This is a genomic window from Streptomyces sp. NPDC002476, from assembly GCF_042889785.1.
Classification (GTDB): Bacteria; Actinomycetota; Actinomycetes; order Streptomycetales; family Streptomycetaceae; genus Streptomyces.
In genome coordinates this window covers 108,589-123,689 of record NZ_JBIARH010000013.1, presented here as the reverse complement: position 1 = coordinate 123,689, position 15,101 = coordinate 108,589, and the positions used below count along the sequence as shown (strand labels likewise).

Sequence of the window (15,101 nt, the reverse complement as noted above, 5' to 3'; positions counted from 1 at the left end):
TTTCACGGGCGATCACCCATGAAACAGGGCAACGACCGTTGATGACGCCGTCGGCCGTGATGTCGAGTGACGTCGCCGGCCTATCGGCTCGCACCTGGTGGGGCGAGAGGAGTCAGGGTGTGGGCCCCGGGGAGTACTTCCCCTACTGAGTGGGCAAGGGTGCGACCGACGCCCAGTTCGATGAACAGGCGGCCCCCGGGCGGCGCGAGGCGGATGAATGCATCGAGGGAATAGGCGGGCATCACCCAGTTGTCGGCCAAAGCCTCGCCGAGTTTGTCGGCGTCGGTGTAGCACCGGCGTTGAGTCGACGAGTAGACGGGCACGCTCAGCGGCTGTTGGTCCACTTCCCCGATCAGGCCGAGGAAGCGCTCCCGGTAATCCCACAGGGCGGGATCATGCGCACGCAGGGGCACAGGCAGGATCTTGCGGCGGGGGCCGGCGAGCCTCATCAGAGCCGCCACGGCATCGGTGGATCCGCTGACGACGGTCTGGCGGGGGGTGTTCACGCAGGCGAGAACGAGATCATCGCGCGCTGTGCGAGCCAGGAGGGCCCGTGTCTCCGCCTCCCCGGCCTGGACGAGCACAAGGGCCCCCCGGGTGCCGGGGCTGCGGTAGACATCGCTCAGTGCACACACCAGACGGGTACCCTCTGCGATGGTGAGCGCCCCGGCTGCGACCAGGGCAGCACACTCGCCGAGGCTCTGCGACACGATCAGTGACGGCACGGTGCCCGCCCGGGCAAGGATCCGGGACAGAGCCACTGACGCGGCGAACTGCGCCAGCATGCTCGTCCCATGCGGTGCCGTGTCGGCCGGCCTGCGGCCCAGGAGCACGTCATGAAGTGCGCCGTGTGCCTGGTAGCCGTAGCAGGCCATGGCCTGCGTGACCTCTGCGAGGACCTCGTCCGCCGCGCCCCATGATCCGGCCGGAAGGGCGGTGTTCGTGCCTTCGCGGAGGCCGGCCAGGGCCCCGGTGGGGTCGGTTCCCTGCCCGGCGGCAAGGTAGACCACTGCTTCGTCGTGTATGTGCGGGAAGCCGTCCATCAGTGGCTCACCCGCTTCCATACGACCGTCACGGCGGGGAGGCCGTTTGCTGCTTCGGCGCGCAGGATCAGCCGGCCGTCTCGGAACTCCACGGTGCGGGAGAACGCGGTGTTCTCCCACTGCGGGGTGCTGCCGACGATCGTGCGGTGGACGACCACATCGTTGTGGACCTCGTACCGTCCGGCGTAGCCGACGTATCCGCCCGAGCCGCCGATCTGGGCGGACAGGCAGCCGTCCATGGTGTACATGATCTGGCCGTGGGCGTCCTCACCAAGCGGGTGGGTGATCTCGCCCTTCTCCATGCCGGTCAGGGACAGCAGTTGCCAGGTGCCGGCGAGCAGAAGCGGGTCAGCCGGCGGCATTGAGGCCTTGTCCATGTTCGGTGTCCTTTGTTCTGGGGTTGAGTGGGATCGGGAGGGCATGGGCCTGTCACCACCAGGTGAGTGCGACCGCTCCGACCGTCATGCCGGCGCCTGCTCCGGCGAACAGGACCTTCTCGCCGCGGCGCAGCGGCGCGAGACGGTTCATGTGGTGCAGCGTCAGGGGCATGGAGCCGCACCCGGTGTTGCCGTACCGGTCGCCGGTCACGCCGACCCGGTCGGCGTCGATGCCCAGGGAGTCGGCGATTTCCCGCAGCATCACCGGGTTGCCCTGGTGGAACACGAACCGGTCGATGTCCGCAAGCTTCCACCCGGCCTCGTCGGCTGCCTGGAGGGTGAGGGCGGGTACCTTCTCGACGAATACCCGGCGTACGACCTTGCCGTTCATGTGGAGCTTGTCGCGGCGCGCTTCCAGGACCTCAGGAGTGAGGGGCTCACGGGTGCCGCCGGCCATGATGCCGACCTCGTCGTGGAACTCGCTGTAGGCGGCGAGCGCCACACCCTGGATGCCGTAGCCGTCGGGGACAGGACCAAGCGTCACGGCACCGGCACCGTCGCCGAACAGGGCCGCGGTGGCGCGGTGGGAGCGGTTGATGTATTTCGAGTACTGGTCGGCTCCGACGAGAAGGATGTTCCGCACGTTCGGCAGGGTGTTGATGAGGCCGCGCGCCACCGCGAGACCATAAACAAACCCGCCGCAGGCGGCATTGAGATCGAAGGCCATGCCGTCACCGTCGAGCCCGAGACGGCGCTGCAGGGCCGTCGCGGTGGCCGGGGCGACCTGGTCCGCGGTGGACGTGGCGAGGATCAGCGCGTCGATGGGCCCGGCTGCGCCTTCCACGGCCTCGCGGGCCGCCGGCTCGCACATGGCGGAGGTGGACTCACCGACCGGGGCGACGCGGCGCTCCATGATGCCGGTCGCAACGGCGACCCACTCGGGATCCGTCGACGCCCAATCGGCGACCATCCGGTTCGTGACCACCCCACCCGGTACATAGGCGCCCAGAGAGCGGATGCCGACCGATACCGGCCCCGGCTTCCCGTCTTCCTCTGCGACAACGCCGTCGGCGGGGCCGGAGCCCGAGCGATAGAAGGTGCTCGTCATGAGAGATCTCCGTCGTGTTCCTGTAAGCGGTAGCGGTTGATGGCGTCGACGTGCCGGGCGCGCTTCTCGTGGTCGTGCACCCCCAGGCCCTCGGCCGCCTGCTTCATGCCTGCGCCGTTGCGCGAGACGAGCTGCCGGTACGCGGTCGAGCTGACCGGACCGTGCGCCGCCGCCTCCTCCCAGCTCAGGTGATCCGGCTTGGGCATGAGCTGGTTGGACTTGACCAGCGCGATCTCGGCGAGGCCGCCGAAGTTGACCTCGAAACCCCAGATGCGCTGCTCGGGGTCGAGCATCGTGTCGTTGTGCCCGTCGCTGGACTCGAGCTCGGCGGAGAGGCAGTGTGCGACGACCTCGTCGCCGGGCTTCCAGGCGTTCACCCCCGGGCCGGTGCGCAGGACCACGCCCGCGAGGTCGGACCCGATCACGTGGTACGGCAGGTCGTGGCGCTTGGTGAGCTCGCTGAGCTTGCCGTACCGCTCCAGGAAGCCGAAGGTGGCCAGCGGCTCGAAGATCGAGGTCCAGACCGAGTTGAAGTCGACCGAGCCGGCCATGACGGCCACCAGGGCCTCGCCCGGGCCGAGTTCGGGCACCGGCACGTCGTCCAGCTGCAAAGACTTGCGGGGGCCCTTGTCACAGGTCCGAAGACCTTCGAACATGCCGGTCTCGTCCTTGTGCACGGTGATCGCGCGGTACGAGTCGGGCAGGGGGAGTGCGGCGAAGTCGGCGGGAGTGGATTCCGGCGAGTGGATCGCTTCCAGAATCTCCTTCATGGTGTGGCCACTCGGCTCTGATGCGCTCGTGCTCCACAGATTCTGGCCCTGCTCGCTGTACCAATCAGGAAGGATTGACATAGGTGTACCTCCAATCTTTCGTCATGAGGTGGGATTGAATGCCTTGAGACGGCCTATGAGGGAAGGCCAATCCTGAGCTTCCGTGACGGCAGGTATTACATGGCGTAGGGCTAAAGGGGTTTGGGGATACCGGCGAGGCCCGCGTCGGGGACCGATAGGCCGCCGCCGATGCCCAGGGAGTAGCCCGTGGCAAAGGCGGAGGCGGGCGACGCCAGGTACAGCACCGCGTATGCGACTTCTTCAGGCTCACCCCAACGACCGGGCGGAGCATGCGCCATGAGCCAGTCGGAGAGTTCGTCGGTGCCGGAGGCGAAGCTGGTCATGTCGGTGTGGCCCCAGCCAGGGCACACGGCATCGACCCGGATGTCTTGCCGTGCCCATCCCGTCGCCGGACTGCGCGTGAGAGACAGTTGTCCGGCCTTGGAAGCGGCCCGGGCATCCAGGAGCGGAGGGCCGATCAGCCCGCCCACCGACGATTGCAGGATCAAGCTGGGCCGGGTGGAGCGGGCCAGGACGTGTTTCGAAAGTAGCGTCGTCCGCCCGAAGGGCGGGGCCCTCGGCGTCCGGTGCGGCGCGCGGGCCAGGTGGTGCGACGGGGCAAACGTTGCCGGGAGCGGCACTAGGACAAGCGCGACCGCACGGCCGATGCCCCGGGATGCGCCAGTCACCAGTGCCCGGGCTCCGTCGATCCGGAAGACGTCAAGAACGCTCATCACAGCTCCAATGGTGTTGCGGTGCAGTACCTGCTCACGTGATCCCAGGCGACGTTTACGGCGGATCGCTCGGGTCAGCCAGGGCGGGTGCGACGGTGGCCATGGCCATCAGCCCGTCCTGCACCCGAGTCCGGGGCAGGCAACGGCCAAAACGAAAAAAGCGAATTGCGCCTTTCGTTGATGACGAAAACCAGTACACAGCACGGATGTTCCGACGGACAGACAGTCGAGGCGGTGAATGCGCTGCAACCGATGCACCATTGCGCGGTTGTGAATTCCGGGCGAGGGTGGCCTGGTTGACCGTAGTCAGGGAGAGAAGACGTGCCGAAGACACCCAATACCCGCCTGCGAACGCTGCTTGCGGAGGCCGGCTGGAGCGGCGCTCAACTCGCCGCGGCCTTACGGCAGGTGGCTGCCGAGCACGGACGCCAGCTGGCCTGCGACCGCTCCATGGTCTCGCGCTGGCTGTCCGGCACCACACCCCGGCCGCCGGTGCCGCAGCTGCTGTTGGAGGTGTTCTCGCGGCGCCTCGGGCGGCCCGTCGGTGCCGTGGAGGCGGGCCTGAGCCGCCCTCCGTGCACGGTGCTCGATCTGTCCTGGGAGGCTAACCCGTTGCGCCGATTAACCGCACTCACTCGCGCCGACCTCGACCCTGAACGGCGCCGCCTGCTGCACGCCGGCGTGTACAGCCTGGCCATGCTGGCCGTTCCGGTCGTGCGGTCGCCCGACGCCAAACCGTTGGCCGGGCGGGCGCCGGGTTCAGACGGTGCAAAAGGCCGGGCGGGGCGGAGGGAGGTCGAGCAGATGCGGACCATGGCACGCACCTTCGCCGAGGCCGCCCAGCTCCACGGCTCCGGTCATGTCCGCACCGCGCTGGCCGCCTATCTCGGCCATGATGTGGCCGGCTACCTGCAGGCCCCCGCCACCGAGCACACACACCGGCAGCTGCTCACAGGGGCCGCCCAACTGATCCTGCTTCTCGGGACCATGAGCGCCGACAGTGGAGCCGACGCTCTGGCCCAGCGCTACCACCACACCGCCGCGTCCATGGCCGCCGAGGCAGACGATCCATTCACCCTCGCCATCGCGCTGCGCACCATGTCCGCCCACGCCCACGACCTGGGCCACCGTACGGCAGCCGTCCGTACCCTGGCGGAACGCGCCGCCGACGCCACGCTCACCGCCCCATTGGTCATCCGTGCCTACGCCCAGGCCCACCTGGCTGTCATCCAGGCTCACCACGACAAACACGCCGCCCTCACCGCCCTCGCGACCTCGGAGCGGCTCTACGAACGGGCCTCCACCACCCCGGGCCCGTTCACCCACTATCCGGCCGGCGCCCTCCACTACCAGCGCGCCCAGACCCTCGCCACCCTCGGCGACAAGACCGGCGCTGCCGATGCGCTGACCGCCTCGCTGCGCCTACGCGCCCCCGCCGAACACCAGGCAGGCGTCCTCACCCGGGCCCGCCTCGCCGAGACCCTCCTCGCCCAGGGGCACCTCGACGCGGCCCTCGTTCACTGGCACAAGTTCCTCGACGACTACCCCACCCTGCACTCCCACCGCGTCACCCGGCGCCTGTACACCATGCGCCACCTGCTCAACCCCCACAGCCGCCACGCCAGTACCGCCCGGCTCCTGGCCCGCGCCGCCCCCCTCCGCTGAGACACCCGCCGGCAGGACCCTCCTCGCCCACGGCCACCTCGACGCGGCCCTCACCCACTGGACACACTCTCTAGTGCCGTGACCGGCACCATGCCGCATCAGGCAACGTTTGCCCCGTCGCGACGTCGGGCACGCACCCCACGCCGCTCCTTGACGGGCAAACGTTGCCTGCCGCGGCACTAGCTAGACAACTACCCCACCTCAGCTCCGTCCGTGCCGCCGGCTGCCTGGACGTGATGGGCCGACACCTCGTGCCCCACCACCGTCACCGGCCTGCAGCAGCCCTCTTGGACCGCGCTGCACCCCTGCGCTGAATTGGCTATGACGGCGGCAACATCAAACGGATCTTGCATGATCAAATACATGCCTGCGGACCAGCCAAACTCGACCAATCCAGGGACATATTCACCCATATGCCATTCCCGTGCCCCGGGGCATCACCCGCAGGCGCCGGTGCTCGGGCCGGGGCACCCGGTCTGCGCGCGCTCGCGGATGTGCCGCCAGAGCCGGTCAGGGTCCGTCGGCTGACCGAGCAGGAGGGACAGAACTGCAGCGGATCGTGCGGCGGGGCAGCACCAGTACGGTGCGGTTCCGCCGGGCGATCATGCTGCTGTCCTCGGCGGGCGGGGACACCGTGCCGGTCATCGCACACCTGTTCAGGCCGACGGGTCGCTCACCTTGTCCGTGCGGGACTTTCTCGCCGTCTGGGGCCTCCAGTGGCGCCGGCCTGCAGCGGTCGAGCAGGTCCGCTCAGGATCGGTGACCGGAGCGGGCGGAGCCAGGCCGCCGGCCACCCGATTCACCCGACGCACGGGCAACGCCGCCCAGCACCACCCGCCACATGGATTCGAGCTGGTCGACGACCCCGGTGGGCGCGGTTCCGTCCGGCGTCCGGGCAAGGGCCTCCGCCCCGGTCAGCAGGCAGGCGGCCAGCGCGACCACCGTGTCCGGATCCACGCCCGGCCGCAGCTCCCCCTCGCGGGCGGCCCCGAGGAGAAGCTCGCGCACCACGGGGATCCACACAGCCGTCCAGTCGACGGCGCCACGGGGATCGTCCCGGGCCAGACGCGCCGCGGAACGCACCACCGCCTCGCCCTCCAGCAGACGAGCGAGCCCCACGGTCAGGCCGACGACGGAGCCCAGGGCCGGCGACGGGTCGTTCGCCATCTGTTCCGTCCGGGCGTCCACGAGCGCGCGGGCATCGGCCCGAACGGCGTCCGCCAGCTCGCTCTTGGAGGCGAAGTGAAAGGTCAGAGCCCCCATGGACACATCGGCCAGTCGGCAGATCCGGGCGAGCGTGGCGCGCTCGTAGCCGTTCCGGTCGATCTCGACCGCCGCGGCCCGGATCAACCGCCTCCGGGTGCGATCGGATTTCTTCTCGGTCCCCATGTCACCCCTTCCAGTGGGCCGGCACGCCGCGGGACAGCGACGGGCGAGCCATCGGAGGTCCGGCCGGGCAGCAGCAGAAGCAAACCAAACGCTCGTTATATTTTTCCAGAGCCGGGCGGACCCAATACCCCGGTACCGGAACGAGCGGGCTCCCCCACGGCGGAGGGGGCGGCCCTCCCTCGGGGACCGCCCCCTCCGCCGTGCGCGCCCGGGTGCGCGGTGTCAGACCGCGGTCCGGCCGCCGTCCACGGGCATCGCGATCCCCGTGACGAACGACGCCCGGTCGCTGCAGAGCCAGGCCGCGGCCTGGGCCACCTCCTGGGCCGACGCGATGCGCCCGCGCAGCGTGTGCGACCGGAAGCGTTCCTCCAAGTGGGGCGAGCGGGAGATCAGTTCGTCCATCATCTCCGTTCTCGTGCTGCCCACGACCAGGGCGTTGACACGGATGCCCCGGTGCCCGTAGTCCTGCGCGGCGGCCCTGGTCAGCCCGATCACGGCGTGCTTCGCGGCGATGTACGCGGCGGAGGCACTGGTGGCGCGCACACCGGCCACGCTGGAGGTGTTGACCACCGACCCGCCGCGGCCGGAGGCAAGCATCACCGGGATCTGGTGCCGCAGGCAGTTCCACACTCCGCGCACGTTGACGTCCATCGTCCGGGCGTACACCTCGTCGTCGATCTCGTGCAGCGGGGTGCCGGCGGTGGCGAACCCGGCGTTGTTGAACGCGACGTTCAGCGTGCCGAAGGTGTCCACGGCCATCGACACGGCGCGCTCCACGTCCTGCGGGACCGTCACGTCACCCGGGACGGCGAGAGCCCGGCCTCCGGCGTTACGGATCTCCTCCTCGATCCGCGCCAGGGGCTCCCGCCGACGGGCCATCAGCACCACCGCCGCTCCCTCCCGGGCGAACAGGCGCGCGGCCGCGGCACCGATCCCGCTGGACGCTCCCGTGACCATGGCGACCTTGCCGTTCAGCATCTCAGTCCCCCCGGCCCGGGTCGTCCGCGCCCCCCGGAGAGCCGGGGCCCGCGTCGGCGCGCCGGTCGGCGGCGATCGTCTCCATCAGCGGGCGCACCCGGGCGGGGCTCACCTCCGTGCGGGCGATCACCGACGGCACGGCGACACCGGGCAGGACGAGCCGCCACATCCGCACCACTCGCTCGGGAAGGTCTGCCCGGCCGTTCTCCACCGCCGCGTACATCTGCATGCCGGTGCAGGACTCGACAACGAGTTCGGCGAGTTCGCGCGGCTCCACACCGGGCTGCAGCTCGCCCTTGTCCCGGGCCACCCGCAGGCAGTCCTCCATGATGCGCACCCACTCCCGGTAGGGGTTGGCGTCCCGCATGCCGAACGACTCCTGTTCACCGGTCAGCCGTACCCCGGCCCGCAGAAGCACGTCGACCTGCAACTGCTGCGCCCAGACCATGGTGATGTCGACCAGTCGCTGCATCCCCTCCGATGCGAGCAGCGGCAGGATCGTGTCCGGCTGCGCGTTCATCACGGCCCGCGCCAGTTCCTTCTTGGAGCTGAAGTGGAAGTAGAGCGCCCCCGCCGTCACCCCGGCCGCTCCGAGGATCTGGTTGATGCTCGAACCGGCGTAGCCGTGCTGGTCGAACGCCTCGGCCGCAGCCCGCAGGAGCGCTTCGCGCGTCCGCACGGCCCGCTCTTGTCGTGGCCGACCCATCGGCCACCCCTCTCCACTTCAAATGAAACGTCCCTTCTTATCCTAACCTCAATACCGGTAACTTAAGGACGATTTGGTCGCTGCTGTTGGCATGCCAAGAGCGGGTCAGCTGAAGTCATCTGGTGAGCGGCTGTCGGATCGGGTCGCGGTCGGGGTGTTGACGCAGACGTTTCCTCAGTCGCTTGTGGATGAGGTGTTGGCGGAGACGGGCCGGGTGCAGCAGCGGACCCGGCTGTTGCCGGCCCGGTTGGTGGTCTACTTCGTGTTGGCGATGTGCCTGTTCTCGGGGCAGGGCCATGAGGAGGTCGCCCGGCTGCCGACCGCGGGTTTGCGGGGTGCGCGGCGCTGGCGTGCGTCGTGGGTGGTGCCGAGTTCGGCGGCGGTCTGGAAGGCCAGGTCCCGGTTGGGTGTGGCGCCGCTGCGGCTGTTGTTCGCGCGGGTGTGCTGTCCGGTTGCCACACCGGCCACTCAGGGCGCCTTCTACCGCGGCTGGCGGCTGGCCGCGATCGACGGCACCACGTTCGACCTGCCTGACACGAAGGCGAACGTGGACGCCTTCGGCCGTCCGCCTCGCTCCGGCAGGGGTGAACAGAACGTCGGCTGCCCGCAGTTGCGCATGGCCGGTCTGGTGGAGTGCGGCATCCACGCCGTCTTCGGCGCTGCGATCGATGCTCTGCGCGCCGGAGAGCAGACCCTGGCCCGGACGGTCCTGGTGTCTCTGCGGCCGGGGCTGATGAAGGTGTTCTGCGGGATCGACTGGGCCAGCGACCACCACGACGTCGCCGTGGTCGACAGTGACGGCAAGCTCCTCGGGCGGGCCCGGATCGGCGACGACGCGGCCGGCCTGCAGCAGCCGCTCGACCTGCTGGCCGAGCACGGCGACAGCCCCGACGAGCAGATACCGCTGGCGATCGAGACCTCCCGCGGCCTGTTGGTCGCCTGCCTGCGGTCCACCGGCCGCCCCGTCTACGCTGTCAACCCGACGGCCGCCACCCGCTACCGCGAGCGCCACACAGTGGCACGGAAGAAGTCCCACCACCTCGACGCGATGGTGCCGGCGAACATCCTGCGCACCGATGCCGACGCCCACCGCGCGCTGCCGGCCGACAGCGAGCTCGCCCGGGCCGTCGCTGTCCTGGCCCGCGCCCAGCAGGACGCCGTCCGGGACCGCCCCCGGGCCGGCAACAAGCTCCGTTCCCACCTGCGCGAGTACTTCGCCGGCTACCTCGCCGCCGCCCAGCCGATCACCGGCAGCCTCACCGCGCCGCCGGCCCGCACCCTGCTGACCACCGCACCGTCCCCGGACCAGGCCGCCCGACTCACCCGCGCCCAGCTGAAGGCGGTGCTCAAGCGCGCCGGCCGCCAGCGCTGTATCGACGCCGAGGTAGAGCGCCCGCACGCGACCCTCCGCCTTGGGCAGATGCGTCAACTCCCGCTCGTCGAGCAGGCGATGGGTCGCCAGGACCTGGCCCTGGTGGGCATGCCCACGGCCGGACCAGGGACGGCAGAACCCTGCACGACAAGCGGCTGCCCAACACCGAACCAAGACTGATGGAGCTGTTCACCGGGCTGGTGGCGAAGTTCGGCACCGTCCTTGTGGTCGTGGACCAGGTCGCCAACATCGGCGCACTGCCGCCGACGGTGGCCCGCGCGGCGGGCTGCCGGGTCGCTTACCTGCCCGGACTGTCGATGCGACGGGCCGCCGACCTGCACCCGGGTGGGCCAAGACCGACGCCCGCGACGCGTTCGTGATCGCCGAAACCGCCCGGTCCATGCCGCACACCCTGCGCGCGGTGGACCGCGACGACGAGACGCTGGCCGAACTGGCCATGCTCACCGGCTACGACAACGACCTGGCCGGCGAGGTCAACCGCACCACCAACAGGCTGCGCGGCCTGCCCTCCCAGATTCATCCCTCCCTCGAGCGTGTGCTCGGCCCGCGCCTGGCCTGCCCCTACGTCCAGACCTCCTGTCCCGGCACGGTTCCCCGGCCGGACTGAGAGGACTCGGCCGGGCCCGCTGCGAGGCCCTGCTCAAGGCGCACGGCTCGCGCAAGGCGCACCACCTCACCGCCGAGATCTTCGACGCACTCGCCGAGCAGACCCTCGTCGTTCCCGGCACCGAGGCGTCCGCGCTGATCGTGCCCGGTCCCACCACGCCCGCGCACCGGCACGGCCACCCCGCCCTGCCGGCCACCGGGCTGCCCATCAGGCACCCGATCCGCCGGGAACATCCCGCTTCGCGGGACGTTCCCGAAAACCATGCCCAACCCCCATGAACCACCCCGCCGGGGTTGACGAAACATAGGGGCACCCCCCTTGCGTCCTGGCACGTCCTTTGAACGCACCCTGCCGACTTCGATCGCACCATGCCGACCCTTCGGCCCGGCCGTCGGAGCAATATGCTGGTTCCGTGTGGCGCGTCCGCCCGGCCCTCGGCCGACCTCACTCGGCGGAGACGACAACGGGCGAGCACAGGGTTCGCGCTGCCGGGTCCGGAGCGGAGAGGTGCTCGGCAACCGGACACTCTGCCGTGCCGCGGTCTCGTCGAGAGGGGATGAGCCTCGATGAATCGTCCCTCCGCCACCCCCGGCGATAAGCCCGATGACCTCGGCGGCGTCTTCACCGCTACGGCCACGATCGATGATCGCGGCATCGTGACGGGGTGGAGCGAAGGTGCTCTGCTCCTGCTCGGTTACCGGTCCGACGAGGTCGTGGGGCGACCTGCGGCGGGGCTGCTGGCGGAGGACGTCAGCGGTGCGGTTCAGCGGTGCGGAGCCGACGGGCCCGGCCGGAACGCAGACGGGTCCGGCTGGAACGGAAGGGTGGCGCTGCGGCACCGCGACGGTGACCGCGTCGAGGTGGGACTGCTCGCGCACCGCGGAATGACTGACGGCGGGGCTGTCGAGTGGTTCGTGGTCTGCGCCCCAGCGCGCGAGGCGTGCACCTTCGGGGAGCACGTGCTGTTGGAGCGGGTGTTCGTCCAGTCCCCGTACATTCTGGCGATCTACGACACCGACTTGCGGTCGGTGCGTGCGAACGCGGAAATGGAGCGCGCGGTCGCCATGACAGACGACGAGATGCGCGGGCTGCGCCTGTCGGAGATCGTTCCGCACCCGGACGCGGAGAAGAACGAGAGGGCCATGCGCCGTGTGCTGGAGACCGGCCGACGGGTCTATCTGGAAAACTACCTGCGCGTACCAGGAGAGAGCCGTGAGCACGCCTGGTCGATCTGCGTCGCCCCGGTGGTGGACAGTTCCCATCGGATGAACGGGGTGTGTTTCACCGCGCGTGACATGACCAAGCGGTACTGGGCCCGGCAGCGGCTGCTGTTGATCAATGAGGCCGGCACCCGCATCGGCAGGACCCTGGACGTGGCCCGCACCGCCCAGGAGCTGGTCGACGTGGCCGTTCCCCGGCTCGCGGACTGCGCGACGGTCGACCTGCTCCCGTTCCTCCACGGCGGCGGCGAGCCGCGCCCGGGCCCGCTGACCGGCCCTGTCAGCATGCGCCGCACCGCCGTGCAGTGCGCCGGGGCCGTCAAAGCCCTGGCACGGAGGGAGTACATGGTCACCTACCCGGATTTCTCGCCTCCGGCCCAGTGCCTCTCCACGGGCCGGCCCTCCGCGTACGACACGACCGACCCGCTCATGGCCCGGTGGGCCGCCTATGACCCCGCGTGGGCGGCGATGATGCGCGAACGGGGGGTGCACTCGGTGATGGTCGCGCCGATTCGTGCCCGCGGCATCACGCTCGGTGTGGCATTCTTCAGCCGCCACCGGCACCCGGAGCCCTTCGAGCAGGACGACATACTGCTGGCCGAGGAGATCACGGCGAGGGCGGCCGTCTGTATCGACAACGCGCGCCGCTTCACACGGGAGCGCACGACCTCCGTCACTCTGCAACGCAGCCTGCTGCCGCGCGAGCCCCCCGAGCACGCGGCTGTCGATGTCGCCTTCCGCTACCTGCCTGCCGGGGGCTCGGTCGGAGTGGGCGGAGATTGGTTCGACGTGATCCCGCTCTCCGGCGCCCGGGTGGCCCTGGTCGTCGGAGACGTCGTGGGCCACGGTCTCCATGCGTCCGTGACCATGGGCCGGCTGCGTACCGCGGTGCGGACCCTGGCCGACATCGACCTGCCGCCCGACGAACTGCTCACCCACCTCGACGACCTCGTCGTCCGGCTGAGCGCGGAGGACGACGCCGAAACCGTCGGGGACGTCGGCGCCACCTGCATGTACGCGGTCTACGATCCGGTCTCGCGCCGGTGCACCCTGTCCAGCGCGGGCCACCCCATGCCCGTCGTCGTACCGCCGGGCGGCACAGCGGAACTCCTTGAGATGCCCATCGGCCCGCCACTGGGCCTGGGCAGCCTGCCGTTCGAGACCGCCGAGGTCGAACTGCCCGAAGGCAGCCTCCTCGCCTTCTACACCGACGGCCTCGTCGAGTCCCGCAACCACGACATCGACGAGCGGATCGACACCCTGCGCGCGGCCGTCTCCCGGACGGCTCCTTCGCTGGACGAGGTCTGCGACACCGTTCTCGACGCGCTGCTGCCGCCCCAGTCCGACGACGACATCGCCCTGCTCCTCGCCCGTACCCGTGCCCTGGGACCGGGCCAGGTCGCCGGCTGGGACATCCCCGCCGAGCCCTCCGCCGTCGCCTCGGCCCGGCAGCACGCCGCGGACCAGCTGGCCGCCTGGGGACTGGACGAGGCCGTCTTCACCACCGAGCTGGTGGTCAGCGAACTCGTCACCAACGCCATCCGCTACGGGCACCCTCCCATCCAGCTGAGGCTGCTGTTCCACGACCACACCCTCATCTGCGAAGTCTCCGACGCCAGCAGCACCGCCCCCCACATGCGCCGCGCCCGGGCCCTCGACGAGAACGGCCGCGGCCTCCTCCTGGTCGCACAGCTCACCGGACACTGGGGTACTCGCCCCACCCCGCACGGCAAGACCATCTGGGCCGAACAGAACGTAGCAATGGCCTCAGGGCCGTCGGTCTGACCGCCGGTCTCTCACACGGTGGCGAACCGCCCGTGACCACGGCCGTCGATCCGCCCGCCGCGATGCACCACCCGAGCCCCCGCGCCACCACCGGCGCCGAAGCCGCCGAACGGATCACCGCTCTTGAGAACGTCCTCGACCTTCCGCAGCACAGGCCCGGCGCTCCGACCCGGCGTCCTCGGCATGCGCTGGCAGGGGGCGGGGCAGCGTCAACAGGCCATGCGGCTGCGCGCGGTCAGCCCGCGCCGGTTTCCGCCCGATTTCGGGACTGGTGCAACTGGTGCGAAGCACGCGCCGACCTCCCCGTCACCCCGGCCGAGGACGCCAAGAACGGCCAGGGCACGAGGACGCCGCCGCGCCGAGCCCCGGGAGTCGGCGCTGGCCTACCTGCGTGGGCTGGTGTCGTCGCTGGAGCGGAAGAACGCGTGGAAGGTTGCCGAGCGTGCGGGGCACGACCGGCCGGACCGCTTGCAGCGATTACTCAATACGTGCGACTGGGATGCGGACGAAGTCCGTGACGACGTGCGGGAGTTCGTTGTCGAGCGTCTCGGCGACCGGCAGGCCGTTCTGGTCGTGGACGACACAGGGTTTTTGAAGAAGGGCGTTCGCTCGGCCGGGGTCCAGCGCCAGTACACCGGTACGGCGGGCCGGGTCGAGAACAGTCAGGTCGGCACGTTTCTGGCCCATGCCTGCGATGCCGGACACACGCTGATCGACCGGGAGCTGTATCTGCCCGCGTCCTGGACCGACGACCGTGAACGCTGCCGCGCCGCCGCAATCCCCGACGAGGTCGCCTTCGCCACGAAGATCGAACATGCCAAGGCGATGATCGAGCGGGCGCGCGCTGCCCGGGTGCCGTTCGCGTGGCTGACCGCCGACGAGGCATATGGGCAGGTCAAGGGGCTGCGGTACTGGCTGGAGCAGCGTGGGGTGTTCCATGTGCTGGCGACCCGCCGCACCGACACCGTCGTCACCGCCTCACGCATGGACCAACCCGTGGACGAACTGATCGCCGGCCTGCCACGGCAGGCGTGGAAGCGGCGTTCGTGCGGGCGGGGAGCCCATGGCGAGCGCGTCTACGACTGGGCCCGGGCCCCGATCCGTCCATGGCGCGAGGAAGGTGTGGAGCACTGGGTCCTGACCCGCCGCAGCATCACCGACCCCACCGAGACCGCCTACTACGTGTGCTTCGCACCCGAAGACACGACCCTGAACACCCTCCTGGCCGTGGCCGGCCGCCGGTGGACGATCGAAGAAGGGCCGTGC

General features: G+C 70.2%; 9 protein-coding genes and 6 pseudogenes. 7 read left to right on the top strand and 8 right to left on the bottom strand.

All coding sequences use genetic code 11. The features are described from left to right. Positions 1-80 precede the first annotated feature (80 nt). The 5 genes and pseudogenes from ACFYXM_RS17525 to ACFYXM_RS17505 all read right to left on the bottom strand — a co-directional run bounded on the left by ACFYXM_RS17525 (position 81) and on the right by ACFYXM_RS17505 (position 4,092). The gene (locus ACFYXM_RS17525; protein ID WP_389290172.1) at positions 81-1,043 is read right to left on the bottom strand and encodes an acyltransferase domain-containing protein; all 963 of its coding nucleotides are present in this window, start codon (positions 1,041-1,043) and stop codon (positions 81-83) included. Continuing rightward, positions 1,043-1,420, bottom strand: coding sequence for a lipocalin-like domain-containing protein (locus ACFYXM_RS17520; RefSeq protein ID WP_389290170.1), 378 nt, complete (start codon positions 1,418-1,420; stop codon positions 1,043-1,045). The genes ACFYXM_RS17525 and ACFYXM_RS17520 overlap by 1 nt, the downstream gene beginning before the upstream one ends. A 52-nt stretch (positions 1,421-1,472) precedes the next feature. Beyond that, positions 1,473-2,528, bottom strand: a complete 1,056-nt coding sequence (locus ACFYXM_RS17515) for a 3-oxoacyl-ACP synthase III family protein (protein ID WP_389290168.1) — start codon at positions 2,526-2,528, stop codon at positions 1,473-1,475. 98 nt (positions 2,529-2,626) lie between these two features. Further along, a pseudogene (locus ACFYXM_RS17510) lies at positions 2,627-3,298 on the bottom strand (alcohol dehydrogenase catalytic domain-containing protein); the annotation flags it as partial. A gap of 191 nt (positions 3,299-3,489) precedes the next feature. Beyond that, positions 3,490-4,092 (bottom strand): SDR family NAD(P)-dependent oxidoreductase, encoded by a 603-nt coding sequence (locus ACFYXM_RS17505; protein WP_389290166.1) that lies wholly within the window; start codon positions 4,090-4,092, stop codon positions 3,490-3,492. Positions 4,093-4,413: 321 nt separating this feature from the next. Between ACFYXM_RS17505 and ACFYXM_RS17500 the strand changes: the two genes are divergently transcribed. Continuing rightward, the gene (locus ACFYXM_RS17500) at positions 4,414-5,757 is read left to right on the top strand and encodes a hypothetical protein (protein WP_389290164.1); all 1,344 of its coding nucleotides are present in this window, start codon (positions 4,414-4,416) and stop codon (positions 5,755-5,757) included. A gap of 494 nt (positions 5,758-6,251) precedes the next feature. Then, positions 6,252-6,412: pseudogene (locus ACFYXM_RS17495) on the top strand (IS630 family transposase); the annotation flags it as partial. 95 nt (positions 6,413-6,507) lie between these two features. On the opposite strand, the gene ACFYXM_RS17490 reads toward ACFYXM_RS17495, so the two are convergent. The 3 genes from ACFYXM_RS17490 to ACFYXM_RS17480 all read right to left on the bottom strand — a co-directional run bounded on the left by ACFYXM_RS17490 (position 6,508) and on the right by ACFYXM_RS17480 (position 8,830). After that, the gene (locus ACFYXM_RS17490; protein ID WP_389290162.1) at positions 6,508-7,146 is read right to left on the bottom strand and encodes a TetR family transcriptional regulator; all 639 of its coding nucleotides are present in this window, start codon (positions 7,144-7,146) and stop codon (positions 6,508-6,510) included. 222 nt (positions 7,147-7,368) lie between these two features. After that, positions 7,369-8,124, bottom strand: coding sequence for an SDR family NAD(P)-dependent oxidoreductase (locus ACFYXM_RS17485; protein WP_389290160.1), 756 nt, complete (start codon positions 8,122-8,124; stop codon positions 7,369-7,371). 1 nt (position 8,125) lies between these two features. Further along, positions 8,126-8,830, bottom strand: a complete 705-nt coding sequence (locus ACFYXM_RS17480; RefSeq protein ID WP_389290158.1) for a ScbR family autoregulator-binding transcription factor — start codon at positions 8,828-8,830, stop codon at positions 8,126-8,128. Positions 8,831-8,921: 91 nt separating this feature from the next. Between ACFYXM_RS17480 and ACFYXM_RS17475 the strand changes: the two are divergent. The 5 genes and pseudogenes from ACFYXM_RS17475 to ACFYXM_RS17455 all read left to right on the top strand — a co-directional run. Then, positions 8,922-9,254: pseudogene (locus ACFYXM_RS17475) on the top strand (transposase domain-containing protein); the annotation flags it as partial. A gap of 309 nt (positions 9,255-9,563) precedes the next feature. Continuing rightward, positions 9,564-10,307, top strand: a pseudogene (locus tag ACFYXM_RS17470) (transposase); the annotation flags it as partial. A 2-nt stretch (positions 10,308-10,309) separates the two neighbouring features. After that, positions 10,310-10,976: pseudogene (locus tag ACFYXM_RS17465) on the top strand (IS110 family transposase); the annotation flags it as partial. A 420-nt stretch (positions 10,977-11,396) separates the two neighbouring features. After that, a complete protein-coding gene (locus ACFYXM_RS17460) occupies positions 11,397-13,835 on the top strand; it encodes a SpoIIE family protein phosphatase (RefSeq protein WP_389290156.1) in 2,439 nt (812 codons plus the stop codon). Positions 13,836-14,189: 354 nt separating this feature from the next. Beyond that, a pseudogene (locus ACFYXM_RS17455) lies at positions 14,190-15,092 on the top strand (IS701 family transposase); the annotation flags it as partial. Positions 15,093-15,101 lie beyond the last annotated feature (9 nt).

Bases quoted from the DNA above. Each gene is read 5' to 3' on its own strand.
- ACFYXM_RS17480 (WP_389290158.1), bottom strand. From the start codon at position 8,830: ATGGGTCGGCCACGACAAGAGCGGGCCGTGCGGACGCGCGAAGCGCTC.
- ACFYXM_RS17525 (WP_389290172.1), bottom strand. From the start codon at position 1,043: ATGGACGGCTTCCCGCACATACACGACGAAGCAGTGGTCTACCTTGCC.
- ACFYXM_RS17485 (WP_389290160.1), bottom strand. From the start codon at position 8,124: ATGCTGAACGGCAAGGTCGCCATGGTCACGGGAGCGTCCAGCGGGATC.
- ACFYXM_RS17520 (WP_389290170.1), bottom strand. From the start codon at position 1,420: ATGGACAAGGCCTCAATGCCGCCGGCTGACCCGCTTCTGCTCGCCGGC.
- ACFYXM_RS17460 (WP_389290156.1), top strand. From the start codon at position 11,397: ATGAATCGTCCCTCCGCCACCCCCGGCGATAAGCCCGATGACCTCGGC.
- ACFYXM_RS17505 (WP_389290166.1), bottom strand. From the start codon at position 4,092: ATGAGCGTTCTTGACGTCTTCCGGATCGACGGAGCCCGGGCACTGGTG.
- ACFYXM_RS17490 (WP_389290162.1), bottom strand. From the start codon at position 7,146: ATGGGGACCGAGAAGAAATCCGATCGCACCCGGAGGCGGTTGATCCGG.
- ACFYXM_RS17515 (WP_389290168.1), bottom strand. From the start codon at position 2,528: ATGACGAGCACCTTCTATCGCTCGGGCTCCGGCCCCGCCGACGGCGTT.